This window comes from Aeromonas sp. FDAARGOS 1419 (assembly GCF_019047045.1).
Taxonomy (GTDB): Bacteria; Pseudomonadota; Gammaproteobacteria; order Enterobacterales; family Aeromonadaceae; genus Aeromonas; species Aeromonas veronii.
In genome coordinates, this window is record NZ_CP077209.1 from 4,067,232 (window position 1) to 4,090,271 (window position 23,040).

At 60.9% G+C, this 23,040-nt stretch carries 20 protein-coding genes; 10 read left to right on the forward strand and 10 right to left on the reverse strand.

The genetic code is table 11. The features are described 5' to 3' along the window. Positions 1–490: 490 nt before the first annotated feature. A complete protein-coding gene (locus tag I6L49_RS18575; protein WP_005363118.1) occupies positions 491–1,696 on the forward strand; it encodes a NupC/NupG family nucleoside CNT transporter in 1,206 nt (401 codons plus the stop codon). Between the two features lie 62 nt (positions 1,697–1,758). Here I6L49_RS18575 and I6L49_RS18580 read toward each other — a convergent pair whose 3' ends face one another. Continuing rightward, positions 1,759–2,259, reverse strand: coding sequence for a metal-dependent hydrolase (locus I6L49_RS18580; RefSeq protein ID WP_201995202.1), 501 nt, complete (start codon positions 2,257–2,259; stop codon positions 1,759–1,761). Between the two features lie 125 nt (positions 2,260–2,384). Continuing rightward, the gene (locus tag I6L49_RS18585; protein WP_005335916.1) at positions 2,385–2,834 is read right to left on the reverse strand and encodes a YaiI/YqxD family protein; all 450 of its coding nucleotides are present in this window, start codon (positions 2,832–2,834) and stop codon (positions 2,385–2,387) included. A gap of 139 nt (positions 2,835–2,973) precedes the next feature. Here I6L49_RS18585 and zntB point away from each other — a divergent pair, with 139 nt between their 5' ends. Next, on the forward strand, positions 2,974–3,939 hold the full coding sequence (zntB, locus tag I6L49_RS18590) for a zinc transporter ZntB (RefSeq protein ID WP_216951684.1): 966 nt from the start codon (positions 2,974–2,976) through the stop codon (positions 3,937–3,939). A 13-nt stretch (positions 3,940–3,952) separates the two neighbouring features. Then, positions 3,953–4,465 carry a mechanosensitive ion channel domain-containing protein gene (locus tag I6L49_RS18595; protein ID WP_005354921.1) on the forward strand — a complete coding sequence of 171 codons (513 nt, stop codon included), beginning with the start codon at positions 3,953–3,955 and terminating at the stop codon, positions 4,463–4,465. A gap of 60 nt (positions 4,466–4,525) precedes the next feature. Here the strand turns inward: I6L49_RS18595 and I6L49_RS18600 are convergent, their stop codons facing one another. The 7 genes from I6L49_RS18600 to lpxL form a co-directional block, all read right to left on the reverse strand. Next, positions 4,526–4,774 (reverse strand): hypothetical protein, encoded by a 249-nt coding sequence (locus I6L49_RS18600; protein WP_005363113.1) that lies wholly within the window; start codon positions 4,772–4,774, stop codon positions 4,526–4,528. A 78-nt stretch (positions 4,775–4,852) separates the two neighbouring features. Further along, positions 4,853–5,425: a DNA-J related domain-containing protein gene (locus I6L49_RS18605; RefSeq protein ID WP_216950114.1), complete on the reverse strand. Its 573-nt coding sequence runs from the start codon at positions 5,423–5,425 to the stop codon at positions 4,853–4,855. After that, on the reverse strand, positions 5,422–7,209 hold the full coding sequence (locus I6L49_RS18610; protein WP_216950115.1) for a sodium:proton antiporter: 1,788 nt from the start codon (positions 7,207–7,209) through the stop codon (positions 5,422–5,424). The genes I6L49_RS18605 and I6L49_RS18610 overlap by 4 nt, the downstream gene beginning before the upstream one ends. Positions 7,210–7,399: 190 nt before the next feature. After that, positions 7,400–7,921, reverse strand: a complete 522-nt coding sequence (locus I6L49_RS18615) for an MltR family transcriptional regulator (RefSeq protein ID WP_005335907.1) — start codon at positions 7,919–7,921, stop codon at positions 7,400–7,402. A gap of 133 nt (positions 7,922–8,054) precedes the next feature. Further along, positions 8,055–9,200, reverse strand: coding sequence for a mannitol-1-phosphate 5-dehydrogenase (locus I6L49_RS18620; RefSeq protein WP_216950116.1), 1,146 nt, complete (start codon positions 9,198–9,200; stop codon positions 8,055–8,057). Between the two features lie 37 nt (positions 9,201–9,237). Further along, positions 9,238–11,160, reverse strand: a complete 1,923-nt coding sequence (locus tag I6L49_RS18625) for a PTS mannitol transporter subunit IICBA (protein WP_216950117.1) — start codon at positions 11,158–11,160, stop codon at positions 9,238–9,240. A 627-nt stretch (positions 11,161–11,787) separates the two neighbouring features. After that, positions 11,788–12,711: an LpxL/LpxP family Kdo(2)-lipid IV(A) lauroyl/palmitoleoyl acyltransferase gene (gene lpxL / locus I6L49_RS18630; protein WP_021231687.1), complete on the reverse strand. Its 924-nt coding sequence runs from the start codon at positions 12,709–12,711 to the stop codon at positions 11,788–11,790. Positions 12,712–12,915: 204 nt separating this feature from the next. Between lpxL and hldE the strand changes: the two genes are divergently transcribed. Next, positions 12,916–14,343: a bifunctional D-glycero-beta-D-manno-heptose-7-phosphate kinase/D-glycero-beta-D-manno-heptose 1-phosphate adenylyltransferase HldE gene (gene hldE, locus I6L49_RS18635; RefSeq protein WP_149152143.1), complete on the forward strand. Its 1,428-nt coding sequence runs from the start codon at positions 12,916–12,918 to the stop codon at positions 14,341–14,343. Positions 14,344–14,459: 116 nt separating this feature from the next. On the opposite strand, the gene tolC is transcribed toward hldE, so the two are convergent. After that, the gene (gene tolC / locus I6L49_RS18640; protein WP_216950118.1) at positions 14,460–15,779 is read right to left on the reverse strand and encodes an outer membrane channel protein TolC; all 1,320 of its coding nucleotides are present in this window, start codon (positions 15,777–15,779) and stop codon (positions 14,460–14,462) included. 304 nt (positions 15,780–16,083) lie between these two features. On the opposite strand from tolC, the gene nudF reads away from it, so the two are divergent. The 6 genes from nudF (at position 16,084) to parC (ending at position 23,038) form a co-directional block, all read left to right on the forward strand. After that, positions 16,084–16,725, forward strand: a complete 642-nt coding sequence (gene nudF, locus I6L49_RS18645) for an ADP-ribose diphosphatase (protein WP_216950119.1) — start codon at positions 16,084–16,086, stop codon at positions 16,723–16,725. Position 16,726: 1 nt separating this feature from the next. Beyond that, entirely contained in the window at positions 16,727–17,176 is a 450-nt protein-coding gene (locus I6L49_RS18650; RefSeq protein WP_005335899.1) for a DUF1249 domain-containing protein, read from the forward strand. Positions 17,177–17,198: 22 nt separating this feature from the next. Next, positions 17,199–18,017 carry a 3',5'-cyclic-AMP phosphodiesterase gene (cpdA, locus tag I6L49_RS18655; protein WP_041202814.1) on the forward strand — a complete coding sequence of 273 codons (819 nt, stop codon included), beginning with the start codon at positions 17,199–17,201 and terminating at the stop codon, positions 18,015–18,017. Positions 18,018–18,029: 12 nt separating this feature from the next. After that, positions 18,030–18,617, forward strand: a complete 588-nt coding sequence (locus I6L49_RS18660; RefSeq protein ID WP_216950120.1) for a YqiA/YcfP family alpha/beta fold hydrolase — start codon at positions 18,030–18,032, stop codon at positions 18,615–18,617. A 132-nt stretch (positions 18,618–18,749) separates the two neighbouring features. Next, positions 18,750–20,660: a DNA topoisomerase IV subunit B gene (gene parE / locus I6L49_RS18665; RefSeq protein WP_005343111.1), complete on the forward strand. Its 1,911-nt coding sequence runs from the start codon at positions 18,750–18,752 to the stop codon at positions 20,658–20,660. 83 nt (positions 20,661–20,743) lie between these two features. Further along, positions 20,744–23,038 carry a DNA topoisomerase IV subunit A gene (gene parC, locus I6L49_RS18670; protein WP_043826057.1) on the forward strand — a complete coding sequence of 765 codons (2,295 nt, stop codon included), beginning with the start codon at positions 20,744–20,746 and terminating at the stop codon, positions 23,036–23,038. The last annotated feature ends 2 nt before the right edge of the window (positions 23,039–23,040 follow it).

Consider the following 23,040-nt stretch of genomic DNA (forward strand, 5'->3'; position numbering starts at 1 on the left):
ATCATACCAGAATGTGGCACCGGATGTGGCGGATTTTTGAACGGCAGGTCACGAGGGGCCATGAAAGGTTCATTTGTTGCCAAACCGATCGCGGGCGAGCACTGACAATGTAATAAGGACTATTTTTCAAACACACATCTAATTATTTATCGCGGATAAACGTTTTCTATTTTCAGTATTTTAATATAATGACTGGAAAATATTCTGCGAGCAGTTACTGCGCCACAGGGAATGTTGCGAAAATGCTGATGAAATATTTTCAAAGAATATGAAAACGGCGACACCACTACTCAACATTATGTTTTAAAAGGATTTATGATATCTGTGTTGCGCGATTAATATCAGTTCATTGCACAATTAATTTAAAAACGTTTGTATTATCCTGCCTCCATAATATTGCGCGGGATTGTGATGGCTATCTGATTTTTAAATGTGCAAATGTCTATGATGGCGCCGGTCAAAAATTACAATTTACTCAGGTGCTACAGGTATGGAATACGTTCACTTTGTGCTCGGACTGGTGATGGTCCTCGCTCTCTCTCTGCTGGCGAACCGCCACAACTGGAAACAGATCAAACTGCGTTATATCGGCCAACTGCTGGTGGTCGAACTGGCGCTGGCCTGGTTCATGCTGAACTCGGAAGTGGGTCTGGCGGTGGTGGGTGGTTTCGCGGCCGGCTTCACCAAGTTGATGGAGTTTGCCAAACAGGGTACCGACTTCGTGTTCGGTGGCTTGGTCAACGAAGGGGCCTTCTCCTTCTTCCTGATGGTGCTGATGCCCATCGTCTTCATCTCCGTGCTGATCGGTATTCTGCAGTACATCCGCCTGCTGCCGCTGGTGATCCGCGGTATCGGTACCGTGCTGGCCAAGATCAACGGCATGGGCAAGCTGGAGTCTTTCAACGCCATCAGCTCGATGATCGTCGGCCAGTCCGAGAACTTCATCGCCCTCAAGAACATCCTGCCGCACTTGAACGAGAAGCAGATGTACACCCTGGCTGCGACTGCCATGTCTACCGTCTCCATGTCCATCGTCGGTGCCTACATGCAGCTGATCGAGCCGCGCTACGTGGTTGCCGCGCTGGTGCTCAACATGTTCAGTACCTTCGTCGTGCTGTCGCTGATCAACCCCTACGAGCCGGATAACTCCGTGACCGACATCAAGGCCATTGCCGAAGGTGACGAGCACCACACGCCGAAGAAAGAGAACTTCTTCGAGATGCTGGGCGAGTACATCATGGCCGGTTTCACCGTTGCCGTGATCGTGGGTGCCATGCTGGTGGGCTTCATAGCCCTTATTGCCCTGATCAACTATCTGTTCGAGATGGCATTTGGCGTGAACTTCCAGTTCGTCATGGGTTACCTCTTCTACCCGATCGCCTGGATCCTGGGCATCCCGAGTGGTGAAGCGCTGCAAGCCGGCTCCATCATGGCGACCAAGCTGGTGACCAACGAGTTCGTGGCGATGATGGATCTGGGCAAGGTGGCTGCCGAGCTCTCTCCGCGCACCGTCGGCATCCTCTCCATCTTCATGGTCTCTTTCGCCAACTTCAGCTCCATCGGCATCATCGCCGGTGCGGTAAAAGCGCTGAACGAAGAGAAGGGCAACATGGTTTCCCGCTTCGGTCTGAAGCTGGTCTACGGTTCTACCCTGGTCAGCCTGCTCTCTGCTGTTATCGCTGGCATCATGATCTGATCCTCTGGCGGCACCCGCCACGGTTTGAGCCCCTGACCTCGTCAGGGGCTTTTTTTTCTGGCTCACAGCCGCCAGCCGCACCACCAGCCAGCAACCAGCAGGGTGAGGGTGCAAAAGCCGGTTTCGATGGCACCGCCGCTGCGCAGCGGCCAGCCCGGCAGGCGGTAACGGCGTTTGATGGGCCAGAAGAGCGGAATGCCCGCCGGGGTGAGCCAGTCCCCCAGCAGATGGCTGAGGTAGCCGACGATAAGCGCATCCTTGACCCCCACGGGCAGGGTGCCCGGCGGCAGGCTCTGGTTCAGCCCCCAGACAGCGGCGGCGACTGCCAGCAGACTGTGGGTGAAGCCGCGATGGCCGAACAGTCGCGACAGAGGTTTCGAGATCCACGGCAGGCGCTGCCCCAGCACCGATTTGGGGTGGTCGAGGTCGGGCAATAGGGCGCTGGCCAGCGCAGCAGGGATGGTTTGCCACAGGCTGGCATCGGCCAGCGCCGGAGTGAGCTGCAGTTTATGGGCGATCAGGGTGCAGGTAACGGAGAAGAGCAGGTGCCCTTGGGCGGTCATGATGATTACGGCGTGGACAAGATGGCGGCGCATCTTACCAGCCTGACGGTTGTGGTCAGCTCTTATTTTAAAAATCAGGATGTTACGGCGAAAAAGCGCCCAGGTAGGGCGCCTTTAGGGTCTCTTTACAGCTTGCCTTTGACCAGCCACTTGTCGAGGGCGTTGGCGAATCGCTGTTTGTCGGCGGCATTGAAGGGGGCGGGGCCACCGGTTTGTACTCCGGCCGAGCGCAGCTCTTCCATAAAGTTACGCATGCCGAGCCGTGCCTTGATGGTCTCGCGAGTGTAGATCTCGCCGCGGGGATTGAGCGCCTCGCCACCGGCATCGATCACCCAGGAGGCGAGGGGGATGTCACCAGTGATCACCAGATCGCCGGGCTGAACCTGCTGGGCGATGACATGATCTGCCACATCGAATCCCTTCTCCACCTGCTGGGTTTTGATGAAAGGCGAGGGGGGCACCCGCAACCCCTGATTGGCCACCAGGGTGGTGACGACCTGGGCGCGGTGGGCGGCGCGGTAGAGGATCTCCTTGACCGGAATGGGGCAGGCATCGGCATCAACCCAGATGGGCATGGCATGGTTTCCTGTAGTGAAAGCGGATAGAAAACGAGAGCGGCCATGTTAACACAGGCCTCCCTTCCCGGCGCGGGGCTGAGTCGGCCCTGCCTTTGGTGTAAGCTGGGGCCAGCATATGAAACGAGAAGGAGACGAGATGGATCGGGTGCCCGGTGAAGTGATTTATGCCCTGACCCTGGATGGCAAGGGTGGCATGGCGCCGCTGACGGCGGGAAGCGAAGTCCCGACGGCACATCCCGGCTGGCTGCATCTGGATTACGGCAATCCCGATTCGGCGCGCTGGCTGTTGCAGACTCCCTTGCTCAGCGAGGCGGCCAGGGAGTCGCTGCTCGGCCAGAGCAATCGTCCCAAGCTGGTGCGGATGGGGGAGACGGTGCTGCTGATCCTGCGCGGCATCAACCACAACAAGGATCACAAGCCCGAAGAGATGGTGGCGCTGCGCATCTTCATCACCCCGGATCTCATCATCAGCAGCCGTCGTCGTCCGCTGCTCTCCGAGCAGGATGTCTTCAACCAGCTAAAGCTGGGGGGCGGCGCCGATACCCCGGCCGACTGGCTGGTGGAGATCTGCGATGCCCTGACCGATCGGGCGGGGGAGTTTGTCGAGGAGCTGCACGACAAGATCCTCGATCTTGAGGAGATGGTGCTGATGCGCGACATGCCCGCCAATGGCCGACTGGCGCTGATCCGCAAGCAGCTCATCATGATCCGCCGCTACCTCTCGCCGCAGCGGGATCTGGTGGCGCGGCTGGCCAACGAGAAGATCAGCTGGCTGGATGAGGATGACCGCCGTCGTCTGCTCGATATCGCCGATCGGCTGCGGCGCTGGCTCGATGACCTCGATGCCGGGGTGGCGCGCACCGCCGTGCTGGCAGACGAGATCAACAATCTGATGGCGGAGGCAACCAATCGCCGCGCCTACCAGATGTCGGTGATGGCGCTGCTCTTTTTGCCTGCCAGCTTCCTGACCGGTCTGTTTGGCATCAACCTAGGCGGTATCCCCGGTGCCGAGAATCCGACAGCATTCTGGGTCTTCTGTGGTTCGCTGGTGGCGCTGGCAAGCGGGCTGGCAATCTGGCTCAAACATCGGCGCTGGTGGTAAGGAGGCATAACCCATGTGGCAATCAATTGGCCTGACCCTGCTGCTGTTGCTGGGTCATACCCTGATCCGGCGGCTTATTCACAAGAGCCTGCTGGCGCTCGGCCAGAGCAGGCAGGTGAGCGAGAACCGGGTGCTCTACGTGGCCCATGTGTTCCACTTCCTGCTCGGCTGTGCCACCTTGCTGGTGCTGGCCGGGGTGTGGGGGCTCGACTTCTCCCGACTGGTAGTGCTCGCCTCCTCCTTCTTTGCGGTATTGGGGGTAGCCATGGTCGCCCAGTGGTCGATCCTCTCCAACATCACCGCCAGCATCACCATCTTCTTCGCCTTTCCCTACAAGATTGGCGACCGGATCCGCATCCTCGACAAGGATGATTCGGTCACCGGCGTCATCACCGAGATCGGCCTCTTCTACGTGCGGGTGCGTGATGACAACGGCGATCTGGTCACCTATCCGGCCAACCTGATCCTGCAAAAGCCGGTCAGAAAGCTGGAGGGCAAGGTGGCGGAACCGCTGCAACCGGAATAGAAAGCAACCGGAATAACAAAAGGCTCCCTCGGGAGCCTTTTTACTGTGCGGTGGGTGGGGCTAGCGTTCGAAGAAGCGGTAGAGGTGCTCCACCTGAACCGGGCAGTCGGCCACCTGATGCAGATGTTCGCGGGCCTGCTCAACGGTGCCGAAACTGACCGGGCAGCCGAGGGTGTCGGTCAGCTCGTAGAGGGCGCCATCCTTGCCTCTGAATTCGATGAGCCAGCCGGGAATAGCCACATCGTGGAGGATTTCAGCCTCTTGCAGGATCTGTTGCTGATAGAGCTTACGAAGTTCACTGACTGTCATGATGCTCTCCTGTGGGGAATATCCAGCTCCAGTCTATGCCTGCCCTTTATGTGCGGCAACAGTGGTGCGGCAACGGGATCATCCCCGCAGGACCTCCCATGCCCAGCGGATACGGATAAAGGTCTCGGCATTGCCGCCCCGATCCGGATGGTGCTGCAGTGCCAGCTCCCGCCAGCGGCGGCGGATCGCCTCCTGACTCGCCCCCTCATTCAACTCGAACAGGGCCAGCGCCTCGGCTTTGTGCCCCTCCCCGTCATAAGCGCGCCAGAAGCGGTTGAGCAGGGCCTCAACTTCGGCACGGTCGGTCTGCCAGAACACCTGCCAGTCGAGATAGTAGCTACGCAGATTTTCGCCAACAGCAAAGCCGTGGTTGACCTCCTGGTTCCCGGCCAGCGGTTCGAGCCGGATATCCAGGGTGCTGATCACCAGCCACCAACCCTCTTCATAAAGCTCGGCCTGCAGCTGGTAGAGGGCGTTCATGATCAGGAAGTTGACCCGAAACAGCTGCAGCTGCTCGTCGTCGGCCAGCCGGGGGATCGCCCCCTGCTGGCGCAGAGCAGCCATCAGTTCATGCACCTTGTAGCTGCCCGCCGCCTGTTGCAATAGCACCAGCAGAGGGGCGATCAGCGGATTATGGTTGGCTTCGTTCATTCGGCGCCCTGCTCTCTGGGCGGCTGCAGGGCGATCAGCAGCTCACCCGCCTGCGGGGTGACGGGGCCGGTAACGATCTGGGGCTTGCCCTTGCCATCCATGATGAACAGCGGGATGGCGCCGGGATTGGCGGCCTGATACTGGGCCCAGTCGAACGCCTCGCTCAGGCGGGTCGCCTTGATCTGGCCGCCCCGGCTCAGCAGACCGCTTAAGCGGGCATAGTTGATATCGGGCCCAAACAGGTTCTGGCGAGCGCGGAAGGTGGCGCTCTCCCGGTTGGCCTTGCCGTGCTGCTCGCTGGAGCGCAGGGAGTAGACCTGCTCCTCGCCGTAGAGGTGGGCAAAGTGCAGCACCCCGAGGGCGTTGTTGTGGCGGTTGGGGGAGAGCGCCAGCACGGTACTGATGCTGGTGAGCGGCAGGTGCAGCTCGGCATGTTCCGACTGGGGGTTGCCGAAGTAGCAGGGGAGGTTGCTCATCCGCGCCTGTTTGCAGAACTCCCAGGCGGGATCGCAGAGCTGCACTGGCACCCCCTGATCCGCCAGCGCCCGGCCGATGGCCCGCGCCACCGAGTTGGCCCCTATGATGAGCCAGGTGTTGGGGGCGCTCTGGCGCATCTTGAGCAGGCTGGCCAGCGGTGCCGAGGTGAGGCTCTGCAACACCACGGTGGAGATGATCACCGCAAATACCAGCGGCACCAGCTTGTCGGCATCGGGGATCTCGGCCTGATGCAGGCTGATGGCGAACGAGGCGCTGACCGCCGCCGCGACTATGCCGCGCGGGGCGATCCAGCTCAGCAGGGCGCGAGCCCGCCAGGAGAGATCCGAGCCCCAGGTCGAGACCAGAATACAGAGCGGGCGCGCCACAAACTGCACCACGCAGAGCAGCGCCAGCACCATGGGGCCGAGTTGCCAGAGCTGGGCCAGATCGAGGCGCGCCGCCAGCAGGATAAACAGGCTGGATATAAGGATGACCGCGAGATCCTCCTTGAACGCCAGCACCTCCTCCAGATCCAGCCCCTCCTGATTGGCGAGCCAGATGCCGAACACGGTCACTGCCAGCAGGCCCGATTCGTGGCTCAGCCAGTTGGAGAGGCTGAAGGTGACCAGCACTAGCGCCAGCACCCCGAACTTGTGCAGGCTGACCGGTAGCCAGTCCTTGCGAATGAGCAGGGTGGTGAGCCAGCCTGCCGCCACCCCGATCAGGGAACCGACCCCCACCGTTTTGGCCAGTGCCAGCAGGGTATGGCTGATGAGATCCCCCTGACTGCCGAGGCGCACCGCCTCGAACACCAGCACCGCAAACAGGGCGCCGATGGGGTCGATGACGATCCCCTCCCAGCGCAGGATGCGGTCCACCTCCCGGGTGGGGCGGATCACGTTGAGCATGGGTGCGATCACCGTCGGGCCCGTTACCACCAGCACAGCGCCGAGCATGGTGGCGACCCGCCAGTCCAGCCCCAGCAGGAAGTAACCGGCGCTGCCGATGACGGCGAAACTGACCAGCATGCCGGTGGAGCAGAGATTGCGCACCACCTTGCCGATCCCCTTGAGCTCGGCCAGATGGAGGGTCAGTGCCCCCTCGAACAGGATGATGGCCACCGACAGGGAGACCAGCGGAAACAGCAGATCCCCGAGCAGGGCATCGGGGTCGAGCAGGCCGCTGACCGGGCCCAGGGTCAGGCCGGTGAGCAGCAGAAACAGGATGGCGGGCACCCGCAGCGACCAGGCAAGCCATTGGGCCAGCACGGAGACCAGGGCGATCCCGGCCAGAGAGAGGGCAATCATGCAGACCTCGATTCAGGCAGTGAGTATGGAGCTAGTGTAGTGGCTAAGTTGGTCAGATTGACACCCGAAGGAGCGTGCGTCATGGCCGGTATGGGGAGATGTGCGACAGTCGGCGTCATGGTGGCTGGCGGTGGTATAAAGGGCGCCAGCCAGACGCCAACCGTGGTGACGGGGTGGCCTTGGGGCCGGATTAGATGGGGCTCTCCTTGTGGAGCTCGCCGACACAGTCGGCCAGCGCCAGTACCAGTGCGGAGCGCACCATCTGATCGAGCCGGTTGAGCTGCATCTGGTAGAAGGCCCAATCCTCTTCGCTGGCGGGGGGCTCCAGCTTCATCATGCCGCCCTGATTGACCCCGTGCAGGCGGTCGAGCAGATCGCGGATCGGCTTGTCGCTGAAACGGTAATCCTTGGGATCGCGCACCAGAAAGTCGCGGATCTTGATATAGGCTTCGATATCCTGATAGCGCTCGAGGGAGATGAGGCCGAGGGCGAAGATGAGCTTGAGGCGCACCTCCAGCTGGCCGAGGGGGCCGCTCTGGTTGAGCAGGGGTTCGATGGCGTATTTGACGGCATACTCCTCCTGACGGAACGCGCGTCGCATCAGGGAGTCGACCGCCTCTTCCAGGATGGTCACGGCTTCGAGAAAGAAGCCGCGGGGGCCATCCTGCTCGTTCAGTCGTTCCAGTACTTCATCTTCCTGGTGTGTGGTCATAGGTGCATTGGGTCCAGCTGACAGGGAGAGAGTCAGCCTCTCTCCCGGTTTTTATCATATGGGGCACATTCCCTTGCCATTCAAGCGCTTGGCGCGCTCTCAGTGGTGGCTGAATGCGCCGCAAGCAGGGTCATTACAGGGTTTCGTAACGGGCGACGATGGCGCGAACCACTTCGCTCTCTGCATCCAGTCCGGTGACGCGGGCCAGCGCTTTGGCCGGGCCCAGCTCCGCCAGCAGGGCTTGCAGCTCCACCGCCTGCGGGTCATCGGCATTGCGATAGTGGAGCGCCGCGGCGATCCCCTCCTGCAACTGATCGCTCGGCAGGCCGTACTCCAGGGTGCCCAGCAGCGGCTTCACCAGTCGATCTCCCGCCGCCAGCTTGCGCAGCGGCTGACGACCGACCCGGTCAATCTCGTCCACCAGATAGGGGTTGGCGAAGCGGGCCAGGATCTTCTCGATGTAGGCGGCGTGCAGGCGCGGGTCGAAGCCGTAGCGTTTCACCAGTACGGCACCGCTCTCTTCCATGGCGCGGCGTACCTTGCTGCGGATCACCGGATCTTCGATCGCCTCGCGCACGGTGCGGTAGCCCCGCAATTTGCCGAGGTAGGCGGTGACGATGTGGCCGGTGTTGAGGGTGAACAGCTTGCGCTCGACGAAGGCCATCAGGTTGTCGGTGGGCTCCATGCCCGCCACCTGTGGCAGCTCCCCCTTGAACTGGGTCTGGTCGACGATCCACTCGCTGAAGCTCTCGACCGTCACTTCCAGCGGGTCATCGTTGGCTGCCGCAGCGGGCGGCACGATGCGATCCACCGCCGAGTCGACGAAGCCGATGCAGGATTCGAGCGTGGCATGATACGCGACCGGCAGGTACTTGAGTACCTCCTGCTTGAGGTGGCTGGTGCCGCGCACCATGTTTTCGCAGGCGATGACGTTGAGGGGGGTCAGGTTGCCGGCATCGAAGCGGGCCTGCAGCCCCTTGGCCAAGGTGCTGGCAATCTTGTCGAGAATGTTGGGGCCGACCGCAGTAGTGACCAGATCGGCGGTGATGATACGGGCGATCACCTCGTGACCGGCGGAGCTCACCGCCGCCACGTTGCGTACCACGTCCAGCTTCTGATCCGCACCTACCACATGGACCTTGTACTCCTGACGGTGGTTGAGCTGATCGATCAGGGTGTCGTTGACGTCGGCGAAGGTGACCTGATGACTGGCATCCGCCAGCACTTTTCCGATAAAGCCGCGACCGATGTTACCAGCACCAAAATGCAATGTTTTCATGATATTAACCTCTTGAACCAAAGACGATGAAAGATGATTACGCAGCCTGTTCGGCACCCAGCAGATCCAGGAAGGCCTGGGGATCCGTGGTGCTGGCCAGCCGGTCGATGAGACCGGGTTCATCCAGTGCATTGGTCAGGCGGGTTATCACCTGCATGTGTTCGTCGTTGCGGGCGGCGATGCCGATCACCAGCCGCGCTACCTCATCGGCAGCCTCGCCAAAGGCGACCCCGGCCGGGTACTGGCAGATGACGATGCCGGTACGCTTCACAAACTCCTTGGCGGCGATGGTGCCATGGGGCACGGCGATGGACTCGCCGAGGTAGGTGGAGACCAGCTGCTCGCGCTCCAGCATGGCGTTGACGTAGTCGGGCGCCACGTAGCCGCGCTCTGCCAGCAGTCGGCCTGCGGTCAGGATGGCGGCCTCCTTGCTGTCCGCTTTCAGTCCAAGATGCACGTCATGACGGCTCAGGGTAAAGACTTCGGCCGCTTGCGGCTCGTAGCTGTCGTCGTTGGCGGCCACCAGCAGTTGCGGGTTGGCGACGTCATCGTTGGCGGCCTGGGTCAGGCTCTGAACCAGCTCCTGATAGAGGCCATTGTCGAGGAAGTTGGTCAGTGAAATATGGTGGGCATGCGGCGCATGGCGACGGGCCCGCTCGGTCAAATCCTTGTGGGTGATGACCCAGTCCACCTGATCGTCGAGCTGATCGATGGCGCGGTTGGTGACGCTGATATCGAGCCCTGCGGCCTGCACCCGCTTGCGCAGCATGCCGGCGCCCATGGCGCTGGAGCCCATGCCCGCATCGCAGGCAACCACGATATTGCGTACCGCCATCAGTTCGCCGCCCGGCTTCTTGGCCGCTGCGGTTTCGGGCTTGCCGCCCTTCATGGCTTTCATCTTGCGGGTGGCTTCACCGAGTGCATCGGCCTCGTCAGCCTCCGGCTGCTGGGCGCGGACGAACACGGCGGCGACCAGGAAGGAGACCAAGGTGGCGCTGATGATGGAGAGGGCGACTCCGATCAGGGAGGCTTTCGGCGTCATCAACAGCACGGCGAAGATGGAACCCGGTGAGGCAGGGGAGACCAGACCAGCATTGAACAGGGTCAGGGTAAAGACCCCGGTCATGCCGCCGGCGATCACCGCCAGAATGAGGCGCGGATTCATCAGCACGTACGGGAAGTAGATCTCGTGGATGCCGCCGAAGAAGTGAATGATGGAGGCGCCAGCCGCGGACTGCTTGGCCGCACCACGACCGAACACCATGTAGGCCAGCAGCACGCCCATGCCCGGGCCCGGGTTCGCTTCAATCAGGAAGAAGATGGAGCTGCCGTGCTCGGTCGCCTGCTGGATCCCCAGCGGCGAGAAGATGCCGTGGTTGATGGCGTTGTTGAGGAACAGGATCTTGGCCGGTTCGACGAAGATGGAGGTGAGCGGCAGCATGTGGTTATCCACCAGGAAGCCGACGCCACCGGCAAGCAGGCCGGAGAGCACCTTGACGAAGGGGCCAATCACGAAGAAGGCGAGGATCGCCAGCAGCATGCCGATAAGCCCGGCGGAGAAGTTGTTGACCAGCATCTCGAAGCCGCTCTTGACGCGACCGTCCATCGCCTTGTCGAAGCGCTTGATGGCCCAGCCACCGAGCGGGCCGACCATCATGGCGCCCATGAACATGGGGATATCAGTTCCCACGATGACACCCATGGTGGTGATGGCACCGACCACGCCGCCGCGCTCACCGCCCATCAGTTTGCCGCCGGTGTAGCCAATCAGCAGCGGCAGCAGGTAGGTGATCATGGGGCCGACCAGCTTGGCCAAGGTTTCATTGGGCAGCCAGCCGGTGGGGATGAAGAGGGCGGTAATAAAGCCCCAGGCGATAAAGGCGCCTATGTTGGGCATGACCATATTGGACAGGAAGCGTCCAAAATTCTGTATCTTGACTTTGGTATCCGGTGATAACATGTCGGGACCCCGTTTTAAGCCTGTTTGATTAAAAGTGGTAGTCGGGATGGCCGGTTTTGCCGAACCGCCATCCCGGTCGTCTAAGCAACTTCAATCTACCAGCTTGCGATCAAATTAGGCTGAAAACGGGGTGTATTGTGATCCAGCTCTCAGATACCCAGCGGTACCCCCTCCATAACCAGTGACCTGCGTCACATTCGCATGCTGTAGTTCGGCTACATTTCGATCTTTTCTGTTTTGAATGACCATTTTTTGTGGTTTAGATCACCAATTCAGCTTTGCCGCCCCTTCGTGAAAAGGTGATTTGCATCACAAATTCAGTTTTTGTATTCGAATGGGACAAATCACTCAATTACTCATCAGTGGGTAGTGGCGATGGATCTATCGAAACACTCCATTGCTTACCAATGAATCAATAAATTTGTAACCCGCTTTCAGTTTTTATGGTTGGTGATAAGGTCTCTTTTGCTGCTGGCTGATGGGAATGGGCGCCAACATGCCGGATGTTATCGAGCGGCAGATGTTCGGAGCGCTTGCTTGCCGCGCAGGGTTGATAGCAGATAAAAACAAACCGCCAGCAGGCGGTTTGTCGGTTTTTACGAGTTATCCCCCGTCGGGGGCTGCGGCTTAGTAGAAGCCGGCATCCTCGGGGGAGGGGCGGGTCTTGAAGCGGCGATGGAGCCACATGTACTGCTCCGGCGCCTTGCGCACGGCGGCTTCAATCTCGCGGTTGGCGCGGGCGGCATCAACCATGTCATCTCCGCTCGGGTAGTCGGCGAGCGGCGCCCCGATATGCAGGGTGTAACCCTCGCTGGTGCGGATGTTGTAGCAGGGCAGAGTGACGGTGTTCTTCACCCGCGCCAGTGTGGCGGTGCCGGTGATGGTGGCGGCCTGCTCTACCGCGAAGTAAGGCACGAACACGCTGGCGTGGCTGCCGTAGTCGTGATCCGGCGCGTACCAGAGGGCGTCACCGTTGCGCAGCGCCTTGATCATCCCCTTCACGTCCATCCGGTCCACCAGATATTTGTTGGAGGCGCAGCGACCGTGGTACTGGGCATACTCCAGCACCGGGTTGGTGTTGGGGCGATAGACCCCGACCCCGGGGCGCACCAGCCCGAAACAGCGGGCGTTGAGTTCAAGCGTCAGGAAGTGGCAGGAGAGCAGCAGCATGCCCTGACCTTTTTCCATGGCGGCGATGACGTGCTCTTCCCCTTCCACCTTCATCAGGTTGCGCATCCGCCAGTCTGGCCAGAACCAGGCGATCCCCACCTCGAACACGGCGCAGCCCACGCTCTCGAAGTTGGCCTTAAGCAGTTTCTCCCGCTCATCCCGGGTCAGCTCGGGCATCGCCAGCTCCAGATTGCGACGGGCAATCTTGACCCGGGACTTCAATATCCTGGCGGCGAGACGACCGAGCTGACGGCCCAGCCACATCTGGCTACGCCACGGCAGCAGGGTCAGCAGCCAGAGCAGGCCGAGGCCGAACCAGCTGGCCCAGTAACGGGGATGAAACAGGCGGGGCTCCAGGCGGGGAGCGTTGTCATGGGCCATGGCTAATCTCTTGTTCGCAAACACAATCGGGGGATTCTAGCCGAAAAGGGGGGGCGGGGGCGAATGGCTGTGTGCTGGTCAGAGGGGTAACCCGCGTCCGGTTAGCGTGACAGCGGCGGCAACTGCGGTCGGCTTTTTCTACACCGGATAAAAGAGTGTGATAAAATCGCCCGCTGATTTTTCAGGTTTTGAGAGTCGATACAGATGAAGATCACCCTGCCCGATTTTGAAAAAGCCCGCGTTCTGGTCGTTGGCGATGTCATGTTGGACCGTTACTGGCATGGCCCCACCGGTCGGATCTCCCCCGAGGCGCCGGTGCCCGTGGTCAAGGTTGAACACATTGAGGAGCGTCCCGGTGGCGCGGCCAACGTGGCCCTTAACTCCGCCGCCCTTGGCGCTCACGCTGTGCTGCTTGGCCTGACCGGTCAGGACGAGGCTGCCGATGCCTTGGCTGGCCAGATGGCTGGCGTCAAGGTGGCCTGTGACTTCGTTCGTCTGGCCGACTTCCCTACTATCACCAAGCTGCGGGTGCTGTCCCGCAACCAGCAGCTGCTGCGTCTGGACTTTGAAGAGCCCTTCCACTCCGTCGATGCCACCCTGCTGATGAGCAAGGTCGAGCAGGCGCTGCCGAATAGCGACGTGATGATCCTCTCCGACTATGGCAAGGGTGCTCTCAACGACGTGCCCGGCATGATCCAGCGCGCCCGTACCGCCGGTATTCCGGTGCTGGTCGATCCCAAGGGGACCGACTTCGAGAAGTATCGCGGTGCCACCCTGCTGACCCCCAACATGTCCGAATTCGAGGCCGTGGTGGGCAAGGTGAAGAGCGAAGAGGAGCTGGTCGCCAAGGGGCTGGATCTGGTGAAGCGCTTCGAGCTGGATGCCCTGCTGGTCACCCGTTCCGAGAACGGCATGACCCTGATCCGCGAAGGTCAGCCGGAGCTGCATCTGCCGGCTCAGGCTCACGAGGTTTACGATGTGACCGGTGCCGGTGATACTGTCATCTCCACTTTGGCCACCTCGCTGGCGGCAGGCAAGAGCCTGGACGAAGCCTGCGCACTGGCCAATACCGCCGCCGGTATTGTGGTCGGCAAGCTGGGTACCTCTACCGTCAGTCCGGTCGAGCTGGCCAACGCCCTCTACACCGAGCAGGAGACCGGTTTTGGCGTCATGTCGGAAGCCCAGCTGAAAGTGGCAGTTCGTGCCGCCCGTCTGCGCGGCGAGAAGGTAGTGATGACCAACGGCTGTTTCGACATCCTGCACGCCGGCCATGTCTCCTATCTGGCCAACGCCGGCAAGCTGGGGGATCGCCTGATCGTGGCGGTCAATACCGACGAGTCGGTGCGCCGTCTGAAAGGGCCGGGTCGTCCGGTCAACCCGACCGAGCGTCGCATGGCCGTACTGGCTGCGCTGGGCGCGGTGGACTGGGTTGTGCCATTTGGTGAAGATACCCCGCAGCGCCTGATCGCCGAGATCCTGCCGGATCTGCTGGTCAAGGGCGGTGACTACAAGCCGGAAGATATCGCCGGTTACGCCGAGGTGACTGCCAACGGCGGCGAGGTACGCGTTCTCAACTTCGAGGATGGCTGCTCCACCACCGACATCATCAAGACGATCCGCGAGCGCGGCTAACGTTCTGCTGGCCCCGCAATCTGGCGGGGCTCACTATCGGCGGCTGCAATCCGACCGAAATACGGATAACAAAAAGGCGACCTTGCGGTCGCCTTTTTCATTCCCGATAGCGGCTATCAGCCTTTGGCTTTTGCCGTGGCAGGCATCAGACCCTGGTTCACTTCCACCAGGTCCTGCGCTTCCAGAATACCGGCAGCCTGTTTCAGGCTCAGGATATTGAGGATGTAGTTGTAACGGGCTTCCGAGAGCTTCTGCTTGGCCTCGTACAGCTTGCGAGTGGAGTCCAGCACGTCGACGATGGTACGGGTACCCACTTCGTAACCGGCTTCGGTCGCCTTCAGGGCGCTGTCGGCGGAGACCACAGACTGGCTGTAGGCACGTACCGAGCCGATGCTGGCGTTCACGTTGTTGTAGGAGGAGCGCACTGTGCTCTGCACAGAGCGGAAGTTCTTCTCTAGCAGTTCGCTGGCTGCTACGTAGTTGTATTGAGCCTGCTTCACCTTGGAGCTGGTGGCGCCACCGCTGTAGATGGGCAGCTTGAAGGTCAGACCGATATTGGCCTGGTTGTCATTGCCGCCCGGCATGCTATCCAGCTTGTAATTGGTATTGCTGGTTTGCAGTCCGGCACCCAGATCCAGCGTCGGCTCATGGCCGGTTTTGGCGAGATCGATCTGCTCCTTGGCAATGTCCTTGCTGATGCGGGCACTGTGCAGTTGCAGGTTCTTGTCCAGCGCCAGCTCCAGCCACTTGTCGGAGCCGAAGGCGGTCTTCTGCGGGCTGAAACGATCGGTGTTCAGCACGTCCAGATTGCGGTGATCGATACCGGTCAGCTCGCGCAGGGTCTCGTAGCTGTTGTCCAGAGAGTTTTCTGCATTGATTTCGTCAGCCAGCGCCTGGTCACGGGAGGCTTCTGCTTCATGGACGTCGGTGATGGCGGTCAGGCCCACTTCGAAACGCTGCTGGGTCTGCTCCAGCTGACGCTCTACCGCAACCTTGTTGGCACGGACGAACTCCAGGGTATCCATCGCCTTGAGCACATCAAAGTAGGCTTTGGCGGTGCGCACCATCAGGTTCTGGATCTCGAGGTTGTAGGCGACATCTGACTGGGTGGCCTGCTTCTCGCTGATATCCAGATTGACCCAGTTACTGCGACGATAGAGGGATTGTGACAGCGTCACTTCACCCTTGGCGTTGGTATTGCTCTGGGTATCGTTCTTGTTTTGCAGATAATTGAGCCCGGCACCCAGATCGATCTGGGGCAGAAGAGGGGCACGGGATTCGTTGATCTTCTCGAAGGCCTGGTCGCGAACGGCTTTGGACTGCAGCAACTGCGGGTCTTTGATCTGGGCTTGCTGGTAGATGTCGAGCAGGTTTTCGGCATGGGCACCGGCACTGACGCCCAGCAACACCATGACTGACAAAAGTGTTCTTTTCATAGATCGTTTTAACCTTATGTAGTAACCCAAACTGGTTGCTGGAGAGGCAAATATTGTCACCGACCAAGCTTGATTGCAGCTTAATCACTCTACTATAAGCAAAATTTAATGCTAAGAGTCTCAGGTCCGGTGACGGGAACGTCAAGAACCGGACGCAGTTTTATCCCCGCGCGCCTAGCCAAATGGTCTGTGGCTGCTAAAATCCACCCCTCATTACCATGGCACGCCGAGTGAATGAACGTTCATTCATGTTCCTCGGATTTTATGGTCAAACTGATACAAGTCAAGCTGACGGGAGCCCCGGATGTCGCAGCAACCCTTGCCGCAAGATCGGCATTACGCCGCCGATGATGTGAAAATCATTGAAAAATCAGCTGGATATAACGGCTTCTTCAAGGTGAATGTCTATCGTTTGCAGCATCGGTTATTTGCTGGCGGCTGGAATCAGCCCATCGTGCGCGAGCTGTTCGAGCGGGGCCATGCTGCCGCGCTGCTGCCCTATGATCCGGTACGCGACCAGATCGTGCTGGTGGAGCAGTTCCGCATCGGCGCGATGGAGACCAGCCCGACTCCCTGGCTGCTGGAGCTGGTGGCCGGCATCATTGACGAAGGGGAGACCGCCGAGGCAGTGGTGCGTCGCGAAGCGGTGGAAGAGGCCGGTATCGAGGTTGCCTGCTGCGAGCATGCCATCAGCTATCTGGTGAGCCCGGGCGGTAGCACCGAGCGGATCGAGGTCTTTGTGGGCGAGGTGGATGCCAGCAAGGCCGAGGGACTGCACGGGCTGGCGGATGAAGGCGAGGATATCCGGGTGCACGTGGTGAGCCGCGAACAGGCCAACGCCTGGCTCAAAGAGGGACGCATCGACAATGCGGCCTCGGTCATTGCCCTGCAGTGGCTGGCTCTCAACCACGGCGAGCTGCGCGCCCGCTGGCTGGCGGATCGCTGAGGTGGCGCTGACCCTGCAACAGAGCAGGCGCTATGTGCCTGATCTGATGTCCTTGCAGCGTACCTGCGAGGTCAACTACATGGCATTAATGAAACTGCTGCCGCCAGATGGGGAAGTCGGGGCCGAGCGCCGCTATCGGGTCGGCAACGATCTGCAGTTCCAGCTCACCATCATTGGCGAGAGTCGCTTCACCAATCAGGTGATCCTGAGCCAGCACAACCCCGAATTGCCCGAATATTTACAAGCTCAGATAGAGATTCGTTTGTATCATGATGTGCGGATGGCGGAAGTGTGTGCAGCGCAACAGATTTCCCGTTTGCAACCACGTTATGATTATCCCAATAAAAAGATGCACCAGCGGGACGAAAAGGAGCAGGTAAATCTGTTTCTGGCCGAATGGCTAAAATTTTGTCTCAGACATGGTACCAGCCCGATCAATATCTCCAGTTGAACAAATAAAAAGAAGCGTGATTTTGGAAACAGAGCTCCCCCAGGCGCAGGACGGCAGTGTGCGCCTGTTGCAAATTACCGACACCCACCTCTTCGCGAGTGCCGAAGGGCGGCTGTTGGCTGTGCGCACCGCAGAGAGTCTGGCCGCCGTGCTGGAACAGGTGCAGGCCAATGAACACCCCTACGAGGTGATTCTGGCGACCGGCGATCTGTCGCAGGATCACAGCCCGGAATCCTATCAGCGTTTCGCCTCCATGATGGCACCCCTGGGTCGCCCCATCTACTGGCTGCCCGGCAATCACGATGACAGCCCGCTGATGACCGAATATCTCCATGCCGCCGGGATCAGTGAATCCAAGCAGCTGGTGGGCGACCACTGGCAGGTGATCCTGCTCGACACCCAGGTGCGCGGCAAACCTCACGGCATGATTGGCGATCACCAGCTGGCCGCCCTCGACCGCGCCCTGCGCCAATATCCTGATCGCCACGCTCTTATCACCCTGCACCATCAGGCGGTGCCGGTGGGCTGTGCCTGGCTGGATCAACACAATCTCAAGAATGCCGATGATCTGTTTGCCGTGCTGGCTCGTCATCCGCAGCAGAAGACCATCCTGTTTGGCCACGTTCATCAGGAGTTTGACGAGGTGCACCGCGGGGTGCGGCTGATTGCCAGCCCATCGACTTGCATTCAGTTCAAACCGCTATCCGACGGCTTCGCGCTGGACGAGTCCGGCCCGGGCTGGCGCTATCTCACCCTCTATCCTGATGGGCGGGTGGCCAGCGAGGTGTGGCGCCTGCCGGTGGGGCAGTTTGTGCCCGACCCCAACGCCACCGGTTATTGAGGAGAGCATTCCATGAAGTCGGTTCTCCTTTATCTGCACGGTTTCAACTCCTCACCCGGTTCCGCCAAGGCGCAGCAGATGGCTGCCTGGGTGGCCGCCAACCGGCCCGACATCGAGGTGATCATTCCGGCCCAGCCCAATACGCCAGCGGCGGCTTGGGCGGCTATCGAGCAGACCATTGCCGATCTGCAGGGTCGTTATGGTAGTGAATACAAGCTCGGCGCCGTGGGCAGCTCCCTCGGCGGCTTTATGGCGACCCGGGTGAGCGAGCAGTACGGCTGCCGCGCGGCGCTGATCAATCCGGCGGTGCGCCCGCACGAGCTGCTCTGTGACTACCTCGGCCCCCAGACCAATCCCTATACGGGTGAGCAGTACGAACTGCTGCCTGAACATATGGATGAGCTGCGGGCACTGGCGGTACCGGTGACGGCGCCGGAGCTACTCTGGATCCTGCAACAGCAGGGGGATGAGGTGCTCGACTATCGCAAGGCGCTGGACGAATACCGCTTTGCCCGCCTCTCGCTGGAGTGCGGTGGCAACCATGCCTTTGTGGCGTTCGAGCGCTACCCCGCCCAGATCATCCGTTTCCTCGGGTTATAGTCAGGTTTGAGTCAATAAGGGCGGTCTCGCCCTGCTTGTTCTTCTCCAGATCAAGCTTTCGGTGCGGGGAGTTTGTTCTACCCCCGCCTAGCAGTTAAGATTCCCTCCAAACGTCAATTCGCAAGGCCCTCCATGTCTACTCAATACAATGCGGATGCCATTGAGGTCCTCAATGGCCTTGAACCGGTGCGTCGCCGCCCCGGCATGTATACCGACACCACCCGGCCCAACCACCTCGGCCAGGAGGTCATCGACAACAGCGTCGATGAAGCGCTGGCAGGTCACGCCCGCAATCTGGAGGTGATCCTGCATGAAGACCAGTCCCTCGAAGTGATCGATGACGGCCGCGGCATGCCGGTCGATATCCACCCGGAAGAGGGTGTCAGCGGGGTGGAGCTGATCCTCTGCAAGCTGCACGCGGGCGGCAAATTCTCCAACAAGAACTACCAGTTCTCCGGCGGTCTGCACGGGGTGGGTATTTCGGTAGTAAACGCCCTCTCCGATCGGGTCGAGGTGACGGTACGTCGCGACGGTCAGGTCTATGACATCGCCTTCGAGCGTGGCGAGAAGGTGCAGGAGCTGACCATCACCGGCACCTGCGGTCGTCGCAACACCGGCACCCGGGTACGCTTCTGGCCGCAGGCGAGCTACTTCGATTCGCCCAAATTCTCGGTCACCAAGCTGGAGCACCTGCTCAAAGCCAAGGCCGTGCTCTGCCCCGGCCTCACCATCAAGTTCCTCGACAAGAACACCGGCATCAAGCTGGAGTGGTGCTACGAAGATGGCCTCAAGGATTACCTGATCGACGCGGTCAAGCAGTTCACCTGCCTGCCGGAGCAGCCCTTTATCGGCTCGTTCAGCTCTGAACAGTCGGCGGTGGACTGGGCACTCTGCTGGTTGCCGGAAGGGGGCGAATGCCTTGCCGAATCCTATGTGAACCTCATTCCCACTGCGCAGGGCGGTACTCACGTCAACGGTCTGCGTCAGGGGCTGCTCGACGCCATGCGCGAGTTCTGCGAGTTCCGCAACCTGCTGCCGCGCGGGGTCAAGCTGACTCCGGAAGATATCTGGGATCGCTGCGCCTACATCCTCTCCATCAAGATGCAGGATCCTCAGTTCGCCGGTCAGACCAAGGAGCGCCTCTCCTCCCGCCAGAGCTCGGCGTTTGTCTCCGGCGTGGTGAAGGATGCCTTCAGCCTCTATCTGAACAGCAACACCGAGCTGGCGGAGCAGATCGCCGAGCTCTGTATTTCCAGCGCTCAGCGCCGGATGCGTGCCGCCAAGACGGTGGTGCGCAAGAAGATAACGCAAGGCCCGGCGCTGCCCGGCAAGCTGACCGACTGTGGCTGCGCCGATCCCATGCAGGGGGAGCTGTTCCTTGTGGAGGGTGACTCTGCGGGCGGCAGTGCCAAGCAGGCGCGGGATCGCGAGTTTCAGGCCATCATGCCGCTGCGCGGCAAGATCCTGAACACCTGGGAGGTGGAGGCCGGTCAGGTGCTCGCCTCGCAGGAGGTGCACGATATTTCCGTGGCCATCGGCCTCGACCCCGACTCCAACGACCTCAGCGGTCTGCGCTACGGCAAGGTGTGCATCCTCGCGGATGCGGACTCGGACGGTCTGCACATCGCCACTCTGCTCTGTGCCCTGTTTGTGAAGCACTTCCGCGCGCTGGTGGAGAAGGGCCACGTCTATGTCGCCATGCCGCCCCTCTACCGGATCGATATCGGTAAAGAGGTCTACTACGCCCTCGACGAGGACGAGAAGAACGGCGTGCTGCAGCGGGTCGAAGCCGAGAAGAAGAAGGGCAAGGTGATGGTGACCCGATTCAAGGGCTTGGGCGAGATGAACCCGAAACAGCTGCGGGAAACCACCATGGATCCCAACACCCGCCGTCTGGTGCAGCTCACCATGGATCCGGCAGGGGAGAGTGAAGGGGATGCGGCTGACGAGACCCTGCAGCTGATGGACATGCTGCTGGCCAAGAAGCGGGCGAGCGATCGCCGTGAGTGGCTCGAAGAGAAGGGCAACCTCGCCATCATCTAAGCCGTCGGCCGGCCCTGTCGGGGCCGGCAAGCATTTAGCCGGAGTCGCCCTGTGGCGGCTCCCGAACCGAAAGAGAAAATCACATGAGTGATGCTATCGAGCTCAGTCTGGACGGGGTAGAGCGCCAGCCAATGCGCACCTTTACCGAACAGGCTTACTTGAACTACTCCATGTACGTCATCATGGATCGGGCCTTGCCGCATATCGGCGATGGCCTCAAACCGGTGCAGCGGCGCATCATCTACGCCATGAGCGAGCTGGGTCTGTCGGCGCTCTCCAAGCACAAGAAATCCGCCCGTACCGTGGGTGACGTGCTGGGTAAGTACCACCCCCACGGCGACAGCGCCTGTTATGAAGCCATGGTGCTGATGGCCCAGCCCTTCTCCTACCGCTACCCGCTGGTGGATGGTCAGGGTAACTGGGGGGCGCCGGACGATCCCAAATCCTTCGCCGCCATGCGTTATACCGAAGCGCGGTTGTCGCGCTTCTCCGAGCTGCTGCTCTCCGAGCTGGGGCAAGGCACGGTGGAGTGGACGCCGAACTTCGACGGCACCATGAAAGAACCCGTGGTGCTGCCTGCCCGCCTGCCGCACATCCTGCTCAACGGGGTGACCGGTATCGCGGTGGGCATGGCGACCGACATCCCGCCCCACAACGCGCGGGAAGTGGCCTACGCCTGTGCCGAGCTGCTCGACAACCCCAATGCGGGACTCGATGTGTTGATGCAGCACATTCAGGGGCCGGACTACCCGACCAACGCCGAGATCATCACGCCGCGCGATGACATCCGCAAAATCTACGAGACCGGCAAGGGCTCCATCAAGCAGCGGGCGGTCTGGAGCGAGGAGGATGGCGACATCGTCATCACGGCGCTGCCCCATCAGGCCTCCGGCGCCAAGATCATGGAGCAGATCGCCGCCCAGATGGTGGCGAAAAAGCTGCCGATGGTGACCGACCTGCGCGATGAATCGGACCACGAGAACCCGACTCGTCTGGTGATCGTGCCGCGTTCCAACCGGGTGGATGTAGAGGGGCTGATGGCCCACCTGTTCGCCACCACGGATCTGGAGAAGAACTACCGGGTCAACCTCAACATCCTTGGCCTCGACAACCGGCCGCAGGTGAAGTGCCTCAAGACCATCCTCAGCGAGTGGATCCAGTTCCGCCGCGAGACGGTGCGTCGCCGTCTGCAGTTCCGCCTCGACAAGGTGCTGGCTCGCCTGCACATCCTCGAAGGCTTGCTGATCGCCTATCTCAACATCGACGAGGTGATCGAGATCATCCGCACCGAGGATGAGCCAGGCAAGGTGATGGTGGAGCGCTTCAACATTACCGAGACCCAGGCCGAAGCGATCCTCGAGCTGAAACTGCGCCATCTGGCCAAGCTCGAAGAGTTCAAGCTGCGCGCCGAACAGAACGAACTGGCCGAAGAGCGCGACAAGCTGGAGCTGATCCTGGGCTCCGAGCGCCGCCTCAACACCCTGCTCAAGAAAGAGCTGCTGGCCGATGCCGAGAAGTACGGCGACGATCGCCGCACCCCGCTGGTGGAGCGTGCCACCGCCGTGGCGCTGACCGAGAAAGAGCTGGTGCCGAGCGAGCCGGTCACCGTCATCCTCTCCGACAAGGGGTGGGTGCGCGCCGCCAAGGGCCACGACGTGGATGTCGAGGGGCTCTCCTACAAGGCGGGGGACAACTACCTCACCCACGCCTTTGGCCGCAGCAACCAGCAGGCGGTGTTCCTGTCGAGCTTTGGTCGCACCTACTCGCTGGAGGCGCACACTCTGCCCTCCGCCCGCAGTCAGGGCGAGCCGCTCACCGGCCGCTTTGCACTGGGCGCCGGTGAAGAGGTACGTCATCTGGTGATGGGCAACGAAGGCGAGCCGTATCTGATCGCCAGCGACGCCGGTTACGGCTTTGTCTGCACCTATGACGACCTGATCGGCAAGAACAAAAACGGCAAGGCGCTGCTCACCGTGCCGGAAGGGGGGCTGGTGATGGCACCCCAGAAGATTGGCTCGCCGGAGACCGATCTCTGCATGGCCATCTCCAACGAGGGGCGCATGCTGCTGTTCCCGATGAACACCCTGCCGGTGCTCGGCAAGGGCAAGGGTAACAAGCTCATCAGTATCCCCTCTGCTCGCGTCAAGGCGCGGGAGGAGTTTGTGGTGATGGCCGCCGTCATCCCGCAGGGCCAGTCGGTCACCCTGTTTGCCGGCAAGCGCAAGCTGACCCTCAAACCGTCCGATCTCGACTACTACCGCGGCGAGCGCGGCCGCCGCGGCGCCAAGTTGCCCCGCGGTTTGCAGCGAGTTGATCGCATCGAGATTGAACCCGCCGCCGGTGCCGAGCCGGTAGCCGGGGAAAATCAGGAAGGGTAATT